Raw genomic sequence first — 23385 nt, forward strand, 5'->3', positions numbered from 1 at the left:
CGTGAGCCCCAAGCTGCGAGCTTGGTGGGACGCTCTGTGCCGCGAGACCGCCGAGGCAATGCAGGACCAGTGCCTGCCGTACGTCACCCCGATCTCACACGCGATCAGCAACGACGACGGCGCGCTGGAAGGCACCGGTGGCTATCTGGAGTACGCTGGCAGGCGCTGGCTGATTAGCAACGAGCATGTGCTGGGCGACTGGCAAACCCGCCATTTCGCCCACCAATTTCATGAGTGCGACGATGTCTTTCGTCTTGTTGGCTCGCCCACGGGAATCGAAAAGCATCCCGTCGACGCGTCGATCTGGCACATCCCCGACGAGGTGTGGAATGCACGGCCCCATCAAGCGGTTGCCGTCCCGTCTTCGCGGCTGGCGCAGCAGCATGCGCCGGTCGCCGGCGAGTTGCTGTTCGTTGCGGGCTTCCCACAACAGCGTTCGCACTTCTACTTCAACACCCTAGCCAGCCACGCCACCCAGCTGATCGCGCAGGAACGGAACCCGCCGACGGTCAACGATCTGCACGCAAATTACGTGCTGGTCGGCTACTCGACGGAGAAAGCCCAAAGCGTGAAGCCGAGCGGCGGCGCGCCGTTGTCCGAGCCGCTCGGCATGAGTGGGTCGTTGTTGTGGAATACGCGTCGTGTCGAATGCGATATGGCAGGTCGACCCTGGTCCCCCGACATGGCTCAGGTGACCGGCATGCTATGTCGTTGGGATCCGCAACTGGTCAGCGTCCAGGCCATTCGCATCGAGATCCTCCGAGACTTCCTCGCACGCCACATACCCTAGCTGCTCGCGATTCGTAATTCCCTTTCACGTTTGCCCAGGAACTCTTCCGACCCATGCGCCAAGGCCCCTTCTCTCGATCCACCTTCGTTGCCGCGACGGAGCTTCTGGAACAGCACACGCAGGCCCGGTTCAATCAAATGGTCGTGCGCCTCGGGCTCGAAAACGACGTGTCACAGGACACGACGGTCAGCGTGGGCAAGAAGATCGCGGTGCTGGGCAAAATTGTGGTGGCGCGAGCTGACCAGGTGCTACAGACCGTGGACGGGCCTATGACGTTAGCGGAAGCGGTCGTACGCGAAGCGGCACAAATGTCACAACCGGCCTCGACCGACGCGCTTCATACAGACTTCCTGCGAGGACTGGCGCGCGACGGCTTCGTGCTGGTGCCGCCCGCGAACAGCGGCCAGCGTGCGTCCATCCGCGCCGCGCTGCCCGGCGAGATCCAGCTGCCGGCCACGGATGACGAAGTGCACAAATTGCTCAAGCGGTTTGGCTTCGCCACGCCGCTTGGCCACCTCGACCAGGCAATCGATGCCCATACCCGAGGCGACTGGGCCGCCTGCAACGGACAGCTACGCGTCTTCATGGAGGGGCTATTCGACGACATCGCCCGACACATCGATTCGCCGCAGGCCTCGCAGCTACCCACCGCGGAGAACCGTCGCGCCATGTTGGCGGCCGAACGGTTCCTGGATGCAAGCAGTAACGAATGGTCGGGCGATGGCAAGAACTACGTCAACGGCCTGTTCAAGATGCTCCACACGCAGGGCGCACACCCGGGCCTGTCCGATCAGGACCACAGCACCTTTCGATTGCACGTGGTACTGGTGACTGCGGGCATGTACCTACGGCGGCTCACGAAGCCGCGGCCTCACCCGTGATCACACAACTCAACTTCTTTGTCCCACGCGTCGGCGACGGCTCGCTCTGATTTAACCATCGCCGCGCCCACTCAGCGGCCCGGCTTAGCTCAGGCGTTCAACGACCGCTTCGGGTCGGATGCTGCCACCCCTACCTCCGATAAATCTTCCTAGTCCGTGCCTACCCCAATGTCCGTTTTCGTCCAGAAGCAGACATCCGACGCCTGACAAAAGTCGCGCCGCGAAGCGACATTGATTTGAATGGAGAATGCCTGGCCTTCTATGAGGCAGCCAACGAGCCATCCATACAGCGAGTTATCATCCCCAGATGATGACCGGCGCGAAGAGAGCGCTGACCGTGCAGCAGGGGTTTCTGGTCGGTAACATCGGCCATCCCTGTCCGCCGACAAGCTATGAATAACGACACTTTGGAAATCACCTATTTCGTTAGAGGGTTCCGGCAAACCGTCTACCTGCCTGCTCCCGAATGGCCGGGTTGCACCTTTGAACAGGACGACAACTTCGACGTCACGCTCCGAATCACAGAGCCCGGGCTGACGCTCGACACGGATCTCGGCTCGCTGATCGAGTTCGTCGATGTGCGTGTAAGACAGTTGATCCTGGCATGGGAACTCAGATACGGGCGTAGGCTGCAACTCACCCGACGCAACACCGCGCTTCCCTCATTCCCGCAGAATGGTGGAACCGTCGAGATCTCCGATACGGTAATGCTCAGCGACCGAGCGGAAGCGGAGATCGTGTTTGCGCCCCCTCCCGATCAGATGCCGCAGGTGTCGCTCGGGGCGGGACGCTGGATCAGGACGTTCGCCGAGGCGGGTGACTTCCTGGACTATGCGGAGGAGCAGCTGCGGCGGCACTACCTGATCATCGAGGAACTCTGGGACACATATGCGTCGAAGTTCGATGCGGGCGACCAGTCAAAGCGCGAGGACATCGGCCTGATCAGGCACTTTGTGTCGCACGTCGAATGCAACCATGAGAAGGTCGTGCAGTTCATCTCTGCTCGTCTACCCAGCGCGGTCGTGGCCGGCAGAAGTCGTCCGACTGTTCGCTTCGACCGTCTAAGTGTAGAACATCGCAACTTCGTCGGGAGGTGTGTTCCTGATTCGGAACGGATAGCGAGAGAGCTGATAGAGCTTGCGATCAAGGACCTCCCGACGATTCCCTGACATTGCTCTCGCGGGCACCGCGTCCGGGATTGAATCCGGATGGCCAGGATCCGGAGAAGCAGGGCGCGCAGCCCACCGGCCCGACAGCGGCGCGCTGGCTGCGCCAGAAAATCCCTACACGTGGCCGTGGACTTTCGCTGATTGCCCGGGCCCTCTCCCGCGGCAATCTATCATGGCCCCGGCAGCCCGACCTTTGCGCCGGACACGGACGCCGCTCGGCAACGGAAATTGTTCGCGACCTCGACCAAGTCGCCCTAGCTGGGCCGGGGCACCTTCTACGCCTTGCAATTCCCGGCAACGCCTTTCGGCTACGCCGTCAGCGGTATGATGGGAAAAATTGCTGGGAATCCCCATGCCTTGGCGTATGTCTCTTTATGAAACGGCCCGTGACAGACAGGTTGCCGATCACGTCATCTCTGCGGTTAATCGCCTGCTCGATGCCGATGCCCACCTGTTCGAAGTCTGCGTAGGCGAGCGCGCAATCTCCCATCGACTGGGTACCTACCTGGAAGCCAACTTTCCCGGGTGGCATGTCGATTGCGAGTATGACCGCGATGGTGTGGATCCGAAGAGAATTGCTAGCGGCTCCGGAAACGACGCTGACGAGGGTAGTCGCGTGCTTCCAGACATCATCGTTCACCGTCGGAGACATGGCCCAAATCTTCTCGTCCTCGAGCTCAAGAAGTCATCGAATCGCGAGCCCGATGACCGCGATCTAGAGAAGTTGCGAGCGCACACAGAGGAGCTTGGATATATGCATGGCGTGTTTATAAGCTTCATCGTTGGTGCCGGCGTTCCTGGCGTCCAGCGCGCCGAATTCGTATACGCAGAGTAATGCAGGGCAAGATGGAAAATCCTGTCGACATCAACGAGGCAGAGCTTGAGGGGCGCATTCGTGGTGCGATTCTCGCAGCCTTCCCATTTTTCGATCAATCCGACATCCGTCACCAACTTATGTTTCAGATACGGATGGGGCACACTCCTGTTCAGATCGATGGCAAGGAACGTTATCGGGTAGGTGGTCGAGCAGACGTACTGGTCTCTAAGGCGGAACGTCCGCTGGTAATGCTGGAGCTGAAGCGTCCCGGTATCGCGCTCACCGAGGACGACAAGGATCAGGGGCTTTCGTATGCACGACTCATTACACCGATGCCACCACTGGTCGTGGTCTCAAATGGCAATGAGACCTACTGCTACCTGACACAAACTGGCGAGTCATGGGATCCTTCGAATAAAGCAGAGGCTGATCTTCTAGAAAAGATACAGCAGGTAGGTCGGGTCGCCGCTCAAGACCTGGACAAGGCTGTCGCTATTCTCATGAAGAGCGACGCGGATTGGGCCCCAGCGATAAATGAGGCATCACTGTCCGTGATAGAAGAGCGCAGTGGGACGTGGGACGAGCCGCTCTTTCCCTTCGTGCGCGGATTTCGTATTCAGCGCCGCGCAACTTCAGAAGCAATGCAAGGCCTAAATCAGAACAAGTTTGTTCTGGTATCCGGACCACCATTGGCTGGTAAAAGTAACGTTCTCTGCCAGATAGTCGAGGTTGTTGGCTCACGGCCAGGACAAGCCGCCTTGCTCATTGAATCTGGACCGGATGGGATTTTTCAGGCGCTGTCGAACTTGCTTTCAGAGCGCCTAGGCTGGCACGTTACCGCGGATCTAGCACGAGATTGGTTGCGTGATGTTTCCAACCGCTCCGGTGCACTTCTGCTCTTGGCCGTCGATGGCTTCCAACCAGACCATGCACGAACGCAGTCTGATCTGGACGAACTTGCATCCACTCGATTCGGCAATCGAATCGGAGTTGTAGTCTCGTCGGATGACATCGGCTCGCTGCCAAGACTCAAGGCAACGGGGCGGGAGTTGACCACCTTCGGGCGCCGGAGTATTGCTGTCACCGTCGGCCCTCTTGACCACGATGAGTTCAAGGATGCAGCAAAAGCGCTTGCGGCGCACCATATTTCGCTGACGCCAGGCAGCAGACACGACGAGGGCCTTCGTGAGCCTTGGGTTCTTCGGGCATTGGTACCCACTAATGCGCTCGCCGACTCGAGTCGGCCTGCCGGATCATTCGTACGTCTTCCGCCGGTGCTCGACTTGGCGAGCTTGGCAATGGCTCGCGAGGTGATCGCGGACGATCACGAAGGCAGATCGGCGTTGGATAGGCTTGCTGATGCGCTACTTGCATACTACCTCGAACCGCGCCCTGCGAATGAGGTCCTGGCTGCCTTGGGCCGGTATCGCGTGCCGCAGGACTATCTCGCAGCGTCGATTGACACTCCGGCTCTACAAGCGTTGAGGACGCGGGGAATCATCAAGTCAGGCCTGGATGAGAACGATAGAGCAGTATGGTGGATACGGTTGCCGATTCTGACGGCAGCACTCATTGCAATTAGCCTCAGCCGCGCGCATGAACTATGGGCCGAAGACAACTTGCCCCGAGTCAAGGCACTCGGCAGCCGGTTGCCTTTTGGCCCGCTAGTCATAGCAGAGGCTCTTCGTTTGCGAATTACCAAGGGGGAGCCTGGTAGCCGCAAGGAAATTGAAAGCCTGCTCGCAGACGAGCCGACCGCCGCGTCAACCGAAGACGGAACCGAGTTCATCACCGAGTTAAATGGTCGCGTTGTTCGTGTTCGGAAAATATCGAAAGACAAGATGTTAGTCAGTGTTGACGGCAACCCAGACGTGCTGATTGAAACAGATCCCGACGACGATGTGCAGGTGATCTCATGTTCGTCATGGCTGGCGCTTTCTTACCTTGCCGCACTACCGCTTGCGCTTCAGGACCGCGAGTCAGGCCAGCTAGTGCCGGTAGGGCCGGCACTCATTGAGAAGTTGGCGGCGTTCCCACAAGCCATCCCTAGCGGGGCATTTGCAGGATCACAATCAGATCTCGTCACCCATGATCTTCCTGATGGCGGGTCAGTGGTCTGCCACCAGGAAGGCATTGTTGAACCTATCACATGGTCAATCCATTGCTTCCTGCTGCACTACCGTACGGACGCAGGCAGCTGGATTGATGAGGTCGCGACGAGTGGCAACCTCGCTCTGCAGACGCGCGTTGCGGCAGCTCTGGGGCAGATCACTTCGGCGTCAGGCGAAATTGGCACTTGGGCGAGAGAAATGCTCGAACAGCGGATCGTCCCAAACCTAAAGAACCACGTCATTGCTGGAGCCACTGAGAAGTCGACATAAGGTGAGTACCATGGACACGCCTGATTTGCTCTATAAGTACAAATCCTTCAACAACTACTTGCTCCAAGAGCTATGCGGCTCGGAGTCGTACTTCGCCAGTCCAAGCATCTTCAATGACCCGCTGGATTCGAAGCCAAGCATCAGAGACGACATCGAGATTTCTCACAAAGAACAACTCCTGAAGGTTCTCTGCAAGGAATACAGGCCCAAGAAAGATCCCGACGCGGTTCTAGGAAACTTCCGATATCTGGCGAGTGAAAACCCGCTAGAAGCACAGTTGCAATACGACATGTTTGTGACAACGGACATCTGGCGCATGCTTCTGCAAGAAATTGGAAGGCGGGGCGTCCTTTCGCTTGCCGAAAGATGGGATTGCCCGCTTATGTGGAGTCACTATGCGCAACAGCATCAAGGCCTGTGCCTTGAGTTCTCGACACAGGACAGCGTCGCCAGAAACCTCATGAGAGTGCGTTATGGCACCGACCGTGCCATCCCGCTCAGCGATCTGTATTCCTGGAAAGTCGATCGCGCAGCGGGTGCGCGGGAGCGGGTCCTGGATCTAGCGTTCCTTTCCAAGGCCAAGTCATGGGAATATGAACGGGAATGGCGAATTTTGGCCGAGAAGCCAGGTTCGCTTAGCGTTCCGCTTCGCCTCAAGGGCATCTACTTCGGAGAGCGTTGCTCTCGCGCCATCCAGACTGTCGTCGTAAAGACTTTGCACGACGCGCATCCAACCGCGAAGTTCTATCGAGTGAGCTTCGATAGCCATGCATTCGATTTGCATCGACACGAAGTTGATGTGGATGAAGAGATTCAATGTGGCATCTGCCCGCCAGTAGCGCTGTCTTTTGCCAAGATGCTCGATCCAGTGCTGCCATCCGGTGCCATTCCCCTACCATCTCCTGAAACCGAACCCGACGAAGGTCCACCTCATTTCCAGCGCTAGGTTCCGATAGGCGGGAGATCTGAAGCCTGCCACAATGTTGCTATAGAAGCTGGCTCGTCCGCCGCTAGATCGCAAATCTTTCGCTACGGCGCGCGAACCGGTACCGGTCATCTCCGATAACCGGATGCTTCAGGAAACTCAGCGCTAGGAAGTATGGCAATTGAGGCTGGAATCCGTGCACGATGTCGCCCATTTGATTTCCGGTACCGATTTCTATGCCAGGCGCTTCGATGACGGTTCCAACGTGCGGCGCCAGTGTGGCTCGCTCCTGTCGACATAGTTCGGACACGTAGCCTGCAAACTGGAAATCGTGAAAATATACGCAGGAAGATGCACCGTGAATCTGCAGCTTGTTTAGCGCCGCCACATCTCGAAGTTCCCGCACCTGAAGTTGATTGTCCCGGACGCGCTTCACGTCGTAGCAATAGCTGTCTGCCAGCATCAGAGCCAGGGTTGGCGACAGCGGGAAGAACACCATTAACCCAGGTGTATCGAAGCCTAAGACACCGCGGTGTCTGACGTTTCGGTAGTACCCATTGTAAAACACCACCGGCGCATCGCCAAAGATGAAGGGCCGGGCTGTCCTGTTAATCAGCATAACCGGCTTTAGATCCGCCAAGCGTTCCGCGCTCTCAAGCGCGGCTTTCATCTCGACCAACTGTGCCTGCGCTGGATTCGCCCTGACGCTGCCCAAGGACGTCAAGAGCTCCTGACGCTGTCCCTCATCCAGATCTCCGTCACTGCCTATCGCTGCTTCTAGGTACATCCGCAGCATCTTGTCGTGCATGGGCTGTCCCGTATCGCGCGCCGCTACCGTACGCGAACGTTGAAGCGCCACCCACCCCAGAACTTGATCGACGTCCTCTGGCGCCAGTGTGGCAGGGTCGCGTGTTTCAATCAGCTTTCGTAAAGACGCGCCGCTATCTCCTTCAATGACTGCCAGTGCCTTCTCGACCTCCTTTTCACCATAGAAGTTTGTCTTGCTAGCTTGGCCACGAATAGATGCTTGGCGGACTGCTAAGCGCGTCAAACGGTTCACCAAACAGATACTCTTTCCATCCGTCGAGAAGTACCGGAAATAGAACTGCGGCACATAGTGGTGGTTGCTTTGTTCGCTCATGCTGTCTTGCCAGAATGGTTATTCTTGCTCATTCTCTGGAAACTGACTGATCAGGGGGCGGCGCCCTTCGCCTCAGAGCTTGAAAAGTGGCGTCGGATTGGCATCCGAGACCACCAACGTCAGCGACTCCTTCGCTCGGCTGAGTGCGACGTACATCCGGCACTTGGCATAGTTCGTTGCAGAAAACTGCGCTTTGTCGCACGCCATGGCATGGTCGCACTCCAGCCCCTTGGCTTTGTGGACGCTGCCCTGACTCGCACCCGGTAAATCGGGTCGCCCGCACCTGGTAGATCCTCTTTCCCATTCTCCGAGGATACGACAGCTAGTCCAGCCAAATGCAGTCCTCCTCGGCCCGCATTGGCCCGCTCCCCTCTCAGCAGGCCAATGTCCGCTTTGGGTCGAAAGCGGACCTCCCTACCGCCGATAAACCTCCCTAATCACCCAATCCAAGCTCTCGTCCCTCCCCGCACATTTCGCCGGGCAGTTCTGGCGCTGCGCCGAACCTGCATCTCCACGCGGTAGGACGACGCATGTCCGGCGGTTGCAAATGTCGGTCCTTGCCATTCACGGCGTGATGGAAGCGACGGACCGCTGGCCTGGTGCCCGGCTTTCGCGCGAGCGGGCCAGGGCGCGAAAGTCGCGGGGCGGCATGTCATACGCGCGGCGGAACGCGTGGTTGAAATCCGCCGCACTCCTGAATCCCAGGCCGTAAGCGATCTCCACGACCGGCGCCTTCGGGAATCGGATGAGTTCGTCCGCGGCCTCGCGCAACCGGCGATTGCGGATGTAGGTGGCCAGGCCGCCTTCATGCTCGAACAGGCGATACAGCGCGGCGCGGGACAGCTGCGATGCATCGACGATGCTCTCCAGCGATAGTTCCGGCTCGTGCAAGTGGTGCTCGACATGCCGCCGTACCCTCCCGAACACCGCCGCGCGGATCGCGGCGCGCGCGTCGCCACTCAGGCCGCACCGTTTGGCGAAGGCCCCGACGATCAGGTGCGCGCATGTGACCATCATCAAGCGGGCTTCAGCCACGCTCATCGTATCGATGCTGCTGGAAAGCGCCTCCAGTTCGCCGAGAAACATGCGCGCGCACGGCGAAGCGTAGTCGATCACGCGGCCATGCAGCGATTCCGCATCGGGCAGCACCGATTCCACCAGTGCGCGCGGCAGGAACAAGGCCATGACCTGGCTCCTGCACTCCCGCTCCATGCGCATCGTCTGGCCCATGTCCAGCGCCAGGATGCCTGGCCGGGATTGCAGCGCCTTGCGCCGCGGATACAGACCGGTTGTGGTTTCGACGCCGCCGCCCCCCACCAGCAGCACGTGAAAAACATAATCGCGCATGGTGTCCGTGGAAATTTGTGGCGCCGTGCGGGTCTGCGTGATCGGGTCGGTACTGGCGTGGAGAAACCTCATGCCATCGACCAGGTAATGGTCGAGCGTGGCGCGAAACCCGGCAGCCACCTGTGCGTGCGACACCGCTATATCGAGAAAAGAGGAGGTTCGATCACGCCACGCCACCAGTTGCTGCGTTCGTGCGACGTCGCGTGTGCTGAAGTGGTGGTGGATCGGCGCGCGAGCGCTTGCCTCGACCTCGACATGGCTTGTGCTGTTGCTGGTCATCCCGGCCCCCCGTCCGCGCGCGCTCATGCTACAGGACGCGCGCCCGCTTTTATCCCCGCCTGTCGCCGCCTGTCGTGGCATGCCGCAACACCCTCCCCCGCTGGCCCTGAGGCTTGCTGGCGCATCGAACCAGCGCCAGGCCCGGCGTATCGACTCGCTATCGCCTGCCTTCTTGCCAACGAAAACCTCGTTCCCCGTGTCGTCATTCCCGCGAAGGTGGGAGGCGCTTTACCACAGCGAAGCTGGCAATTGCCCCACAAAAGCGAACCGCTCCTCCACTGTGGCCTTGCCGTCGCAAGCGATTGCTCGTCACCCCAACGTCGTCCCCCCCCCCAACCTCCCCTTCCCAACTGAGACAGCCGATCAAGTCGCCTGTGCGTTCACGCGCAAAATTCCCAGCTAACCAACCCGGTCATCCGAGCCTGTCCAAGAGAAGCTTGCCCCGGGGAAATCTGCGTTGCACCACAGGGGAATCGCATGAATCACATCTACCGGCTGGTCTGGAGCCAGGTCCGTCGCACCTGGCTGGTCGTTTCCGAACTCGCCCGCGGTCGCGGCAAGGCCGGGCGTACCTCGACATCGCGCCGCACGCGCCCGGCCGGGTGGGCTGCGCTACCCCTGAGCCTGCCGATGCTGGCCCTCGCTACCGCGCCAACCGGCGTTACGGCGATGGATGCCGCCCGTCCGGCGGCGGCCATCGCCGCCGCTCGTCCGACGCTCGCGCCGACGGTCACCGTGTCGACGGCATCCTCGACCCACCCCACCGGCGGTCAGGTCAGCGCCGGCAGCGGCCGTATCGACTACGGCGATCACCTCACCACCATCCAGCAGAACAGCCAGAACCTGTCACTGAGCTGGCTGAGCTTCAACATCGGCGCGCAGGACACGGTCAATTTCCTGCAGCCGAACGCGCAGTCCATCGCCGTCAACCGCATCGCCGACCCCAACGGCAGCGTGATCCTCGGCCACCTGAACGCGAACGGCCAGGTGTTCCTGATCAATCCCAACGGCGTGCTGTTTGGACAAGGCGCGCAGGTCAACGCGGGCGGCCTGGTCGCCAGCACGCTCGACGTCAGCGACAGCCAGTTGGGTCGCGGCACGTTGCACTTTACCGGCGCAAGCGTCGGCCGCGTGACCAACCTCGGCACGATCACCGCTGCGCCCGGCGGCTACGTGGCCCTGCTCGGCCACGCGGTGTCCAACCAGGGTGCGATCCACGCGCCTGCCGGCAGCGTGGCGCTGGCCGGCGGCAGCGCGGTCACCTTGAGTTTCGACGGCAACCACCTGCTCGACATGCAGATCGACGCCAGCACCTTGAACGCGCTGGCCGAGAACAAGCAGCTGATCGTCGCCGACGGCGGCCAGGTGCTGATGAGCGCCGGCGCGAAGGATTCGTTGCTGGCCAGCGTGGTCAACAACAGCGGCACGATCCAGGCGCGGACGGTCGAAAACCGCGCCGGCAAGATCGTGCTGCTCGGCGGCATGGAAGCAGGCACCACGCAGGTGGACGGCACGCTGGACGCCAGCGCGCCGAACGGCGGCGACGGCGGCTTTGTCGAAACCTCGGCGGCGCATGTGCAGGTGGCCGACGGCGCAAAGATCACCACCCTGGCCGCCATGGGCAACGCCGGCACCTGGCTGATCGATCCGCACGATTTCACCATCGCCTTCAGCGGTGGCGACATAAGCGGTAGCACCTTGGGCAGCCAGCTTGGTGGTGGCAATGTCACCATTCAGTCCAGCCAAGGCGCCAACGCCAGCGGCAGCGGCGACATCTACGTCAATGATGTAGTGAACTGGGGCGCCAACACGCTCACGCTCACCGCCGCCCACGATGTCGATATCAACGCCGTGATGACGGCCAGCGGCAGCGCCGGCCTCGCGCTGAATCCCAGTACCGCCAACGGCGGCGATGCGGCGATTGGCGGCGGCACCGTCAATGTCAACATGGTCAGTACCATGCCGGGCCAGAGCGGCCGGGTGGATTTCACCGGCGGCAGCAACACGCTGAAAATCAACGGCCAGTCGTACACCATCATCACGACGTTGGGCGCCCCCGGCAGCACGTCCGGAACGGACCTGCAAGGCATCAGCGGCGCCCTCAACTGTTTTTGCTATTTCGCGCTAGGTGCCAATATCGACGCCAGCGCCACGGCCAACTGGGGAGATTCCGCCTTCGGCTCTGCCATCGGCTCCGGCTTCGTGCCGATCGGCCACAGGTTCAACGCCACCGATTCCAAGATGTTCACCGGCACCTTCGACGGCCTCGGCCACACCATCAGTGGCCTCACCATCAACCGGCCCGGCTCCAACAACGTCGGCCTGTTCGGTTACACCTACACCACAACGACGATCCGTAACATCGGCCTGCTTGGCGTGTCGATCCAGGGGCAAAGCAACGTAGGCGGCCTGGTCGGGTACAACTACGGCACGATCAGCCAGGCCTACGCCACCGGTGCGATCAACGGCAATCCCGGCGGTGCCGACGTCGGCTCCGGCGGCGGTGCCGACATCGGTGGCCTGGTCGGATACAACGACAGCAGCGGCCGGATCAGCCAAGTCTATGCCAGCAGTGCGGTCAGCGGCGTGGCCACTGTCGGTGGCCTGATCGGGTACAACAACCACGGCTCGATCAGCCAAGCCTATGCGACCGGTACGGTCAGCAGCAGCGGCGGTGAGGTCGGCGGCCTGATCGGGATCAACGACGGCGGCCCGATCAGCCAAGCCTATGCGACCGGTACGGTCAGCGGCAGCAAAGACGTCGGCGGTCTGGTCGGATACAACATCAGCGGCGCGATCAACCAAGCCTATGCGACCGGCGCGGTCAGTGGCAGCAACTATGTCGGCGGCTTGGTCGGGAACAACGTATCCGGCACCACGATCAGCCAAGTCTATGCCACTGGTGCGGTCAGCGGCACCGGCAGCAACGTCGGCGGTCTCGTTGGGTTCAATAATGCCGGCACGATCACCAACAGCTACTGGGACACGGAAACCACCGGTCAGTCCACCAGCAGCGGCGGTACCGGCCTGACTACCAAGGCACTGATCGCAGCGCTGCCCGGAGGTTTCACGGCCGCCAGGTGGGGCAACGTCGGCAACCAGACAACGCCATACCTGCTGGGCATGTCCGGCAATCAGGTATTCAACACCAACGACTTGCCCACAGGCACCGTGACGCCCAGCAACCGGCCCAACCTCTACACCGTCATCCAGGATCTGAACCAGTTGCAGGGCGTGAACACCGGCCTCGCCGGCCGTTATGTGCTGGGCAACGACATCGACGCCAGCGCCTCGATCGGGTGGGTTGGCCTCGAGTTGGACGCCCAAGGCCGGCCCATCTTTGCCTACAACGGCTTCAGGCCGATTGGCGCCTCAGGCGCAGCGTTCACCGGCGTCTTCGATGGCCTTGGTCACACCATCAATAACCTGACCATCAATTGGCCGAACACCGATTACGTCGGCCTGTTCGGCGTCACCGGCAACGGCAGCGCGATCCGCGATCTCGGTCTGCTCGGCGGGTCGGTTGCAGGCCAGAATTACGTCGGCGGCCTGGTCGGAGACAACGGCGGCACGATCACAAACACCTATGTCGCCGGGATGGTCAACGGCTTCACCTCCGACGAACGCGACTACATCGGCGGCTTGGTTGGCTTCAACGAAGCGGGCGGCACGATCACCAACACCTATGCCACCGGGCCGGTCAGAGGCAGCAACTATGTCGGGGGTCTGGTCGGAAGCAACCTTGGCGCGATCACGAACGCCTATGCCACCGGGGAGGTCAACGGCATCCTGTACAGCGGCGGCAACTACGTCGGCGGCTTGGTTGGCTCCAACGAACCGGGCGGCACGATCACAAACACCTACGCCACCGGGGCGGTCAGCGGCAACAACTATGTCGGTGGTCTGGTCGGTTTCTACGCCGCAGGCACCATCATCGGCAGCTACTGGGACACGGAAACCACAGGCCAATCCACCAGTGACGGCGGCGGCACCGGCCTCACCACCGCACAGATGATGGACCCGGCCAGTTTTGCAGCCTGGGGCACGGATATCAGTGCCGTCGGCGGCAGCTCCGCGGCCTGGCGGATCTACGCGGGTGACACCGCGCCGTTGTTGCGTACCTTCATGACGGGCCTGGCGGTCTTCACCGTGAATATCGGCACGTTCTACAACGGCACCGCCTTTGCTGGCAGCAGCAGCTCGATCCTCGGCACGCTGACGCCGAGCCACTGGCGGCCAGCGAGCAGTGTGGATGCGGGCCTGATTCTGGGCGACGCCAACGCCAGAACCAGCACTCCGGCGATCAATGCCGGCAGCTACGCGCTGACTAGCGACCTGTATTCCGGCCAGATGGGTTACGACATCGCTTTCACGCCCGGCACACTGACCATCGCCCCAGCCACCCTGACCTATCTGGCCAATACCGCAACTACCACCTACGGCGGCACGCCGACAGGGTTGACCGGCACGGTGACCGGTTTCGTCAACGGCCAGACCCTGGCCAACGCCACGACCGGTACCGTCGGTTTCACCACCGGTGCCACAGCCACCAGCAACGTCGGCAACTACGCCATCAACGGCAGCGGCCTGACCGCGAACTACGGCAACTACACGTTCGCACAAGCGGCGGGTAACGCCGCCGCACTCACAGTGAATCCGGCCCTCCTGACTTATGTGGCCGATACCGCCACTACGACTTACGGCAACACGCCAAACGGGTTGACCGGCGCGGTGACCGGCTTCGTCAACGGCCAGACCCTGGCAAACGCCACCACCGGCACCACCAGTTTCGCTGCCGGTGCCACAGCCACCAGCAACGTCGGCAACTACGCCATCAACGGCAGCGGCCTGAGCGCAAACTACGGCAACTACACGTTCGCACAAGCGGCGGGTAACGCCGCCGCACTCACGGTGAATCCGGCCCTCCTGACTTATGTGGCCGATACCGCCACTACGACTTACGGCAACACGCCAAACGGGTTGACCGGCACGGTGACCGGCTTCGTCAACGGCCAGACCCTGGCCAACGCCACCACCGGCACCGCCAGTTTCGCTACCGGTGCCACAGCCACCAGCAACGTCGGCAACTACGCCATCGACGGCAGCGGCCTGACCGCGAATTACGGCAACTACACGTTCGCGCAAGCGACAGGTAACGCCGCCGCACTGACGGTGAACCAGGCCATCCTGACAATCACAGCGAATAACGCCAGCAAGACCTACGGTGACACGCTCACGTTTGCAGGCAACGAGTTCACGGCCAGCGGCCTGCAGAACGGCGAAACCATCGGCGATGTCGCGCTCACCAGCGCCGGTGCCGCGGCAAGCGCCGGCGTCACTGGCGGCCCGTACACCATCACGTCGAACGCAGCTACCGGCGGTAGCTTCAACACGGGCAACTACGCCATCACTTACAGGAATGGCAGCCTCACGGTGGGTCAGGCCGCGCTGACGGTCACCGCCAATGACGACAGCAAGACCTACAACGGCCTCGCCTACACGGGCGGCCACGGCGTCACCTACAGCGGCTTTGTCAACGGCGAGACCACCTCGGTACTCGGCGGCGCGCTGGGCTATGCCGGCGATGCGCAAGGCGCTACCAACGCGGGCGGCTACACGATCACGCCCGACGGCCTCACCTCTGGCAACTACGCCATCACCTACAGGAATGGCAGCCTCACGGTGGGCCAGGCCGCGCTGACGGTCAGCGCCAATGACGACAGCAAGATCTACAACGGCCTCGCTTACATGGGTGGCCATGGCGTCACCTACAGCGGCTTTGTCAACGGCGAGACCACCTCGGTACTCGGCGGCGCGCTGGGCTATGCCGGCGATGCGCAGGGCGCCACCAATGCGGGCGGCTACACGATCACCCCCGACGGCCTCACCTCTGGCAACTACGCCATCGCTTACAGGAATGGCAGCCTCACGGTGGGCCAGGCCGCGCTGACGGTCACCGCCAACGACGACAGCAAGATCTACAACGGCCTCGCTTACACGGGCGGCCACGGCGTCACCTACAGCGGCTTTGTCAACGGCGAGACCACTTCGGTACTCGGCGGCGCGCTGGGCTATGCCGGCGATGCGCAAGGCGCCACCAATGCGGGCGGCTACACGATCACGCCTGACGGCCTCACAGCTGGCAACTACGCCATCGCTTACAGGAACGGCAGCCTCTCGGTGGGTCAGGCCGCGCTGACGGTCAGCAGCAGCAACGTCAGCAAAACCTACGATGGCGGGCTGAGCGCGATCGGCACAGCGGTAGTGAGCGGCGGCACGCTGTTCGGCAGCGACACCCTCGGCGGCGGCAATTTCGCCTTCACCGACAAGAACGTCGGCATCGGCAAGCACGTGACCATCAACGGCGTCACCGTGAGCGACGGCAACAGCGGCGGCAACTATGCCGTCACCTACGTCGACAACAGCAGCAGCACCATCACCGCGCGGAGCATCACCGTCGGTGCCACCGGTACCAATCGCGTCTACGACGGCACCACCGCCGATGCGGTAAAACTGGTCAGCACCGGCATCCTCGTCGGTGACACGGTGGGCTTCAACGGCACCGGTGCCTTTGCCGACAAGAACGCCGGCAGCAACAAGGCCGTCACCGTCAGCGGCATCACCGCCAGCGGTGCCGATGCGGGCAACTACAGCTACAACACCACCGCAAACACGACGGCCGACATCAGCCAACTCGGCATCATCATCGATGCCACGGGTACCAGCCGCGTCTACGACGGCAGCACGGTCGATGCGGTCACGCTGGCAAGTGCCGGCGTGCTGTCCGGCGATACGGTGAACTTCACCGGTACCGGCAGCTTCCTCAACAAGAATGTCGGTACGGCGAGGGCCGTCAGCGTGAGCGGCATCGCCGCCAGCGGCGCCGATGCGGGTAACTACAGCTACAACACCACCGCGAACACGACAGCCGACATTACCGCCAAGACGATCACGGTCGACGCGATCGGTGTGGACAAGGTCTACGACGGCAGCACGGCCGCGACGATCGCAGCACTGGGCACAACTGGCCTGGTGGCGGGCGATGCTGTCACCTTCGGCAACGCCTCGGCGGCCTTCGCCGACAAGAACGCCGGCAGCAACAAGGCCGTCACCGTCAGCGGCATCACCGCCAGCGGTGCCGATGCGGGCAACTACAGCTACAACACCACCGCGAACACGACGGCTGACATCAGCCAGCTCGGCATCACCGTCGATGCCACCGGTACCAACCGCGTCTACGACGGCAGCACGGCCGATGCGGTCACGCTGGCAAGTGCCGGCGTGCTGTCCGGCGATACGGTGAACTTCACCGGTACCGGCAACTTCCTCAACAAGAATGTCGGTACCGGAAAAACCGTCAGCGTCTTCGGTATCACGGCCAGCGGCAGCGACGCGAATAACTACAGCTACAAAACCAGCGCGACCACGACCGCCGATGTCACGCCCGCGACGTTGACATACCGCGCGGATACCGCACACTTCAAGATCGGACAGATGCCGGGTGATTTGAGCGGTGCCGTAACCGGGCTGGTCGGTGGCGATACCTTGGCCGATGCCACCGACGGCACGCTGACATGGCAGACGCCAGCCACCGCGGCCAGCCCGGCCGGGCCGTACGCCATCGACGGCAGCGGCTTGTCCGCACTCAACTATCTGTTTGAGCAGGCATCAGGCAACGCCGCCGCGCTACATGTGGTCGATGGCAGCGCGCCACGCCTTGTCGTCAGCACCGTCGTCGGGCTGCAGCAATCCCCCGAGGACACCGATGCTGTCCACGCGCCGCATGCCCCGGATGTGCGCATCGTCGACGGTGGAGTTCGTCTGCCGTGAATCACGCAACCCGCACATCCCGCGCCCCGCGCAAGGATCACCGCATGCCGTCACCGTTCCGCTTTCGCTTCGCCCCGCTTGCACTGGCCTGCTTCGCCCTGCCGCTGGCCACGCGAGCGCAGACGATCCCCAACAGCGGCCAGATCCTGCAGCAGGTGCCGCCGAAGCCGCTGGAGAAACCCGTCGCCGCACCCGGCCTGGTGATCGAGTCGCCGACCAGCAACACCACTGAAGACGCCACCCCGTTCGCGGTGACGCACCTGCAGGTGGAAGGCAACACCATCTTCGACAACGCAACCCTGCATGCGCTGGTCGCCGACGGCGAAGGGAAAACGCAGACCCTGACCCAGCTCAACGCGCTGGCGCAGCGGATCACCGACTACTACCACGCGCACGGCTACCCGCTGGCCCGCGCACTGGTACCGGCGCAAACCTTGAGCGGCGGCACGGTGCGCCTGCAGGTGGTCGAGGCGCGCTACGACCAGATCGAACTGGCCAACCAAAGCCGCATCGGCGACGGCCTGCTGCGCGCCACGCTGGCGCCGTTGCACTCCGGCGAAGTCGTCACCGAGTCCACGCTGTATACCCGCTTGCTGCTGCTCGGCGACCTGCCCGGCGTGGAACCCCACGCCACGCTGCGCCCCGGTACAGAACCGGGCACCTCGACCCTTGACGTGCAGGCCGACGCCGAACCAACTCTGCAAGGCCAGTTGGTCGCCGACACCGCAGGCAGCCGCTACACCGGCCGCCTGCGCGTGGGAGCCTATCTAGACATCAACAATCCGATGCGCCACGGCGACCAGCTCAGCCTGGGTACGCTCACCTCCGGCCGCGGCCTGCGCTACGGCCGGCTGGGTTACCAGTTCACCCTGAACGGGCGTGGCACCCGGCTCGGCGCGGCGTATTCGATGCTGGCCTATGCGCTGGGTGGCCCGCTTGATGCGCTGGATGCACACGGTACCGCCGGGGTTTCCAGTGCCTGGCTGTCGCAGCCGCTGGTGCGCACGCACGACAGCCGACTGGACGTCCGTTTGCAGTTCGACCGCAAGCAACTGCGCGACCGCATCGACAGCACCGCCCTGCGCAACGACCGCCACAGCAATCACTGGACAGCCAGCGTCGTCAGCCAGCACGGCGACGACTGGGGCGGCGGCGGGCTGACCAGCGCCAGCCTCGGCCTCGGCCACGGTCGGCTCGGCTTCGCCAACGCCGCGGCAGCGGCCGCCGACGCTGCCACCGCACGCACACAAGGTAGCTACACCCATTGGAACGCCAGCCTCGCCCGCCTGCAGAACCTCAGTGCCGCTACCAGCGTGTATGTGAGCCTCAGCGGCCAGCACAGCAACCGCAACCTCGACTCCTCCGAGCAGTTCCTGCTGGGCGGGTCGAACAGCGTGCGCGGATACGACGTCTCCAGCATCGCCGGCGCCAGCGGCTGGCTGGGCACAGTAGAGATACGCCACCACCTGCCGTTCGACTGCGCCGGCCGCTGCGAGGGCAGCCTGTTTGTCGACCATGGCAGCCTGCGCGTCAATGCCGACCCGTGGATCGCCGGCCGCAATCAATTCGACCTCGATGGCGTCGGCATCGGCTTCAGCTGGGTCGGCACGCGCCATTGGCAGGCGCAAGTGCAACTGGCCACATCGGTGGGCGCCACACCCACATTGCTCGGCAAGCGCAGCTCCGCGCGGGCATGGTTACAGTTGGTCAGGGGCTTCTGAGCAGTGCGTAGGGGGCGGAGGCAATTGAATGCCGTCTTTTGCTCTCCTGATTCCCACATCACGCATCCAAGGTCGCGAGGCGATAGCTCAGTGGAGGGGTCCACCACGTGCTCAGTCCACAGAGGATGGCTTCGAGGAAACCGAATCATTCCGTGACAGGCTGAGGAAGCGCCGCGGTCGGCGAAGGACTACACGACGAACGCCTCAGCGCTGACTCAGGTGCCGCCGCAGTCCGAGCATACTGAAGGCGCCTCGTAAGTCTGGCCCGAACCGGCTGGGTGTCTGGCACGTTTGCCGAGCCAAAATGTCAGTTGGAACCGACGAGCGAGGCATCCTATCCGCCAGGGGTGATGATCGTCGTCAGGTGCCCTGACGGAAGGATCTCGGCTGGAATATCGCGTCCAATCAGCCTGGCCTCGGGGACGTTGAGGAACAGAAATACTCACCGTGCACTTCCGATCGCGTTTCCGGACTTCCCACCGTGGCTCAGTTCGCGCGTCCTCGTTACTCCTGATAACGCTCCCTAATCGCACTGCGTTCGCGCTGCCCTGCCCCGTCTATGCGCCATGCATTGCTGCGCGATCCAGTGCAGGCCTCAACGCGTCGTCAACAGCCCCTGCCCGCCTGCCCATTGGTTGATGTCGTCGCGGCGGATCGCAGCGGCCATCAGGCCCGGGAATGCATCCGGCGTGCAGGCGAACGACGGTACGCCCAGTGCCGCTAGCTTGCCGGCCAAGGTTCGATCGTAGGACGGCGCGCCTTCATCGCTGAGTGCCAGCAGCACGATGAACTGCACGCCGGCCTCCAGCAGCTCGCGGGCGCGGGCCAGCAGGTTGTCTTCCACCCCGCCCTCGTACAGGTCGGAGATGAGCACCAGGATGGCGTTGTGCGGTTCACGGATGATGCCCTGGCAGTAGCTCACCGCGCGGTGGATGTCGGTGCCGCCGCCCAATTGCACGCCGAACAGCAGATCCACCGGGTCGTCCAGCTGCTCGCTCATGTCCACCACTTCGGTGTCGAACACCACCAGACGCGTGGCCACCGCCGGCAACGAGGCCATCACCGCGCCGAAGATGCTCGAATACACCACCGATGCCGCCATGGAACCGCTCTGGTCGATGCACAGCAGCACTTCCCGCTGCGGCTTTCTTGCCTTGCGGCCATAGCCCACCAACTCCTGCGGCACCACGGTGCGCAGTTCCGGCTGCCAGTGGCGCAGGTTGCTGCGGATGGTGCGGTGCCAGTCGATCTCGGCCAGGCGCGGGCGGCGGTTGCGGCGGGCGCGGTCCAGTGCACCGGTCACCGCAGAGCGCATGGGCTCCTCGAGCTGGCGCAGCAGGTCGTCCACCACCTTGCGCACCACCATGCGTGCGGTGTCCTTGGTCTCTGCAGGGATCACCCGGCTCAGGCCGATCAGGTTGGCGACCATGTGCACGTCGGGCTGCACCTGCTCCAGCATTTCCTTTTCCAGCAGCATCTGGGTGAGGTCCAGCCGCTGCAGGGCGTCGCGCTGCATCACCTGGACCACGGATGACGGGAAGTAACGGCGGATGTCGCCCAGCCAGCGGGCCACATTCGGGGAGGACGCCCCGCGCCCGCCGCGACGCCCCAGGCCACCGGGGCCATCAGGTTCGTACAGCGCGGCCAGCGCCTGGTCGATGCCCTGCAGGTTCTTGGGCAACGCGCCGCAGCTGCGCTCGGCCTCCTGGCCCAGAATCAATCGCCAGCGCTGCTCGCGCGAGGTGGGGGTGTCCAGTGCTTCGGTGGTATCGGTCATGCGGGCAGCCCGAGCAGTTCGCGCAGCATCGGCAACGCGCGTTCGGCGCGTGCCACGTTCCAGTCCGGGGCCAGCACGGCCACGGGTTTCTGCATGGGTGCCCGCTTCACGCGGGTGCCCAGGTCACGGCGATCGGCGGCCTCGAAGGCGGCAAAGGTGCGCCGCACCAGCGCCAGCACGCGCACCAGTTGCGCCTCGTCCAGCGCCACCACCCATTCGTCGATCATCCGCCACACCGCATCATCGTGCAGCAGCACGGTGGCGTTTCGGTTGAGGAAGCCATCCAGCCACTGCGCGGCTTGCAGCGGCTCGGCGCCCGGCGAAAGCTGCTGCTGCAGTTGCACGTGCACCGTGTCGGCCGCCACCGCCTGCGTGTCGAACAGCAGCCGCAGCGCAACGCCGCGCAGCAGCGCGCTGCACGAAGACGACAGCGCCACCCGCTGCAATGCATGCTGCCAGCCGGCACTGCCGCCTGCATTGTCACGCAGGCCAATGGCGCGGTCGGCGTCCAGCACCACGGTGCGGGCCTGTTCGGCGCGCGCTTCGTCCAGGCCGGAAAGGGCCAGGGTCAGGCCGATGACCGCACGTTCCAGCATGCTGTCGAACAGGTGCGCCACCTGCACGCCCTCGGTCTGCCGCACGTTGCCGTAGCGGTGGATGTTGGCCAGCGGCGGCAGTGCGCCAAGCAGGGCCAGCGGATCGGCATCCGTGGCTGCGCGCGCCTCCAGCTCGGCGGCAATGGCGCGCACCGCCTGCGGCAGATCGGCCAGCAGCACCTGGTCCACCAGTCCGGAAAGTTCCGGCAGCGCTTCGGCCTTGCGCGCCTGCGCGATGGCCTTGCTGGAAGCGGCGTCCAGCAGGGTCTGCCCGTGGCGGCTGGCCTCCACCAGGTCCACCAGGAAGTGCGGCTGCCACGCCAACTGCCAGACTTCGTGGAACGTGCCGCGCACCGAATGCCCGGTGCGCGCAAGCCTGCCCCATTCGACGCCGATCAGCCGTAGGCGGTGCAGCAGGTGGCTTCGCGCCAGGTCGTTGTCCTTGCGCAGGTCCAGATCCAGCGTTTTTTCCAGCGCCTCGGGTTTCAGGCGCAAGCGCTTCTGCTGGGCTTCCAGGTCGCGCTGCAGCGGTACCACCGGCACGCTTTCGGGCACCTGGCCCAGCGCGTCGCCCACCATGAGGCGTTCGCGGATGAGCCGCATGGGCGCGTCGTCGCCATTGCAGATGACGGCGCGGCTGGCTTCGGCAATGTCTTCCAGCCCCGGCGAAGGATGGCCGCGAAGCGCGGCCAGGGTGTCGGCCAGGCGCGTGGCTTCGATGAGATGGGCCGGGGAGCAGTCCAGCCCGTGCTCGCGCAGCAACCGGCCCACGCGGGCGTACCAGCCCACGGTGCGCTGGTCGTGCGAGCCGGCATTGCGCCACAGGTGGTCGTACCAGCCCGGCGCGTCCACGCCGGCACCGTATCCGCTTTCGGCACTCAGGTGGCGGTAGGTCCACGGCACCCAGGTGCTCTGCGTCTTGCGCTTGGGCATGCCCTTGAGCAGGCGGTTGTCTGCCGTGGCGCTATTGGCGCGCAGGGCGGCCGGCTGCAGTGCCGGCACGTGCCAGGCCCCGCACACGACGGCAACGCGCGCGAATTCCTTGCTGGCGCTGCGCAATGCGGTGCGCATGTGCGCCTCGCGCACCGCCTCGTGCTCGCCGCGAAGACCGGGGTGTTCCGGTGTGTGCTCGCGCACGGCTGCCATGGCCTGGGCAATGGCGTCGAACAGCCCCTGCCCGTTGCCCCGCTCTTCCACCATGTAGTTCCACCAGGCCTCGCCGTCGGCGTGGCCGGCGGCGCGCGCCAGCCAGTCCAGTGGGTCGGCCGGGCGGGCTTCAGCGTCTTCTTCAGCGGCAGATCCGGCATCGCCTTGGGGCTGCACCGCTGTTTCATCCGCTGCGTCCAGCGCTTCGGCGGCCTCCGGTACCAGGCGGTCCGCGCGGGCCTGCGCCTGCCATTCCAGCGTCAGTGCCGGGGGCACGTCCATGAAGCGCACCGGCACGCCGTTGCGCAGCGCCCAGCTCATGGCCTGCCATTCCGGCGAGTACAGCGCATAGGGATGGAACACCGCCAGCTGCGGGTCGTCCACGCTATAGGAAAGCAACGCCACCGGCGGCTGCATGCCCGCCTCCAACACGTGCGGCAGCAACGCCTCGGTACCCGCCGGGCCTTCAATCAACACGCAGTCCGGCTGCAGCGCCTCCAACGCAGCCAGCAGGCTGCGCGCGCAGCCCGGGCCGTGGTGGCGGATGCCGAAAAGGGAGATGCCTTCGCTCATTGGCGCCGGCCG

At 63.4% G+C, this 23385-nt stretch carries 13 protein-coding genes; 8 read left to right on the forward strand and 5 right to left on the reverse strand.

The genetic code is table 11. The features are described from left to right. Window position 1 precedes the first annotated feature (1 nt). From J2Y70_RS08860 to J2Y70_RS08885, 6 genes are all read left to right on the forward strand, one after another. Window positions 2-790, forward strand: a complete 789-nt coding sequence (locus tag J2Y70_RS08860) for a hypothetical protein (protein ID WP_309915992.1) — start codon at window positions 2-4, stop codon at window positions 788-790. A 53-nt stretch (window positions 791-843) separates the two neighbouring features. Then, window positions 844-1671, forward strand: a complete 828-nt coding sequence (locus J2Y70_RS08865; protein WP_309915996.1) for a hypothetical protein — start codon at window positions 844-846, stop codon at window positions 1669-1671. A 392-nt stretch (window positions 1672-2063) separates the two neighbouring features. After that, window positions 2064-2840: a hypothetical protein gene (locus J2Y70_RS08870; protein WP_309915999.1), complete on the forward strand. Its 777-nt coding sequence runs from the start codon at window positions 2064-2066 to the stop codon at window positions 2838-2840. A 352-nt stretch (window positions 2841-3192) separates the two neighbouring features. Beyond that, on the forward strand, window positions 3193-3675 hold the full coding sequence (locus J2Y70_RS08875) for a hypothetical protein (RefSeq protein WP_309916002.1): 483 nt from the start codon (window positions 3193-3195) through the stop codon (window positions 3673-3675). Then, window positions 3675-6038, forward strand: coding sequence for a type I restriction enzyme HsdR N-terminal domain-containing protein (locus J2Y70_RS08880; protein ID WP_309916006.1), 2364 nt, complete (start codon window positions 3675-3677; stop codon window positions 6036-6038). Before J2Y70_RS08875 ends, J2Y70_RS08880 begins: the two co-directional genes overlap by 1 nt. A 10-nt stretch (window positions 6039-6048) precedes the next feature. After that, complete coding sequence (locus J2Y70_RS08885) at window positions 6049-6984, forward strand: DUF2971 domain-containing protein (RefSeq protein WP_309916009.1); 936 nt, start codon at window positions 6049-6051, stop codon at window positions 6982-6984. A gap of 64 nt (window positions 6985-7048) precedes the next feature. On the opposite strand, the gene J2Y70_RS08890 is transcribed toward J2Y70_RS08885, so the two are convergent. The 3 genes from J2Y70_RS08890 to J2Y70_RS08895 form a co-directional block, all read right to left on the reverse strand. Then, window positions 7049-8104, reverse strand: coding sequence for a DUF4238 domain-containing protein (locus J2Y70_RS08890; protein ID WP_309916012.1), 1056 nt, complete (start codon window positions 8102-8104; stop codon window positions 7049-7051). 72 nt (window positions 8105-8176) lie between these two features. Beyond that, complete coding sequence (locus tag J2Y70_RS22250) at window positions 8177-8419, reverse strand: ATP-binding domain-containing protein (RefSeq protein ID WP_369011083.1); 243 nt, start codon at window positions 8417-8419, stop codon at window positions 8177-8179. 249 nt (window positions 8420-8668) lie between these two features. Beyond that, a complete protein-coding gene (locus J2Y70_RS08895) occupies window positions 8669-9730 on the reverse strand; it encodes a helix-turn-helix domain-containing protein (RefSeq protein WP_309916015.1) in 1062 nt (353 codons plus the stop codon). Window positions 9731-10207: 477 nt separating this feature from the next. Between J2Y70_RS08895 and J2Y70_RS08900 the strand changes: the two genes are divergently transcribed. Next, on the forward strand, window positions 10208-17560 hold the full coding sequence (locus J2Y70_RS08900) for an MBG domain-containing protein (protein WP_309916018.1): 7353 nt from the start codon (window positions 10208-10210) through the stop codon (window positions 17558-17560). Between the two features lie 44 nt (window positions 17561-17604). Next, the gene (locus J2Y70_RS08905; protein ID WP_309916022.1) at window positions 17605-19281 is read left to right on the forward strand and encodes a ShlB/FhaC/HecB family hemolysin secretion/activation protein; all 1677 of its coding nucleotides are present in this window, start codon (window positions 17605-17607) and stop codon (window positions 19279-19281) included. Between the two features lie 595 nt (window positions 19282-19876). Here the strand turns inward: J2Y70_RS08905 and J2Y70_RS08910 are convergent. Both J2Y70_RS08910 and J2Y70_RS08915 read right to left on the reverse strand, forming a co-directional pair. Continuing rightward, window positions 19877-21058, reverse strand: coding sequence for a VWA domain-containing protein (locus tag J2Y70_RS08910; RefSeq protein ID WP_309916025.1), 1182 nt, complete (start codon window positions 21056-21058; stop codon window positions 19877-19879). Continuing rightward, window positions 21055-23373, reverse strand: a complete 2319-nt coding sequence (locus tag J2Y70_RS08915) for a DUF5682 family protein (RefSeq protein WP_309916030.1) — start codon at window positions 23371-23373, stop codon at window positions 21055-21057. Before J2Y70_RS08915 ends, J2Y70_RS08910 begins: the two co-directional genes overlap by 4 nt. Between the last annotated feature and the right edge of the window lie 12 nt (window positions 23374-23385).

The organism is Xanthomonas sp. 1678, assembly GCF_031455575.1.
Lineage (GTDB): Bacteria > Pseudomonadota > Gammaproteobacteria > Xanthomonadales > Xanthomonadaceae > Xanthomonas_A.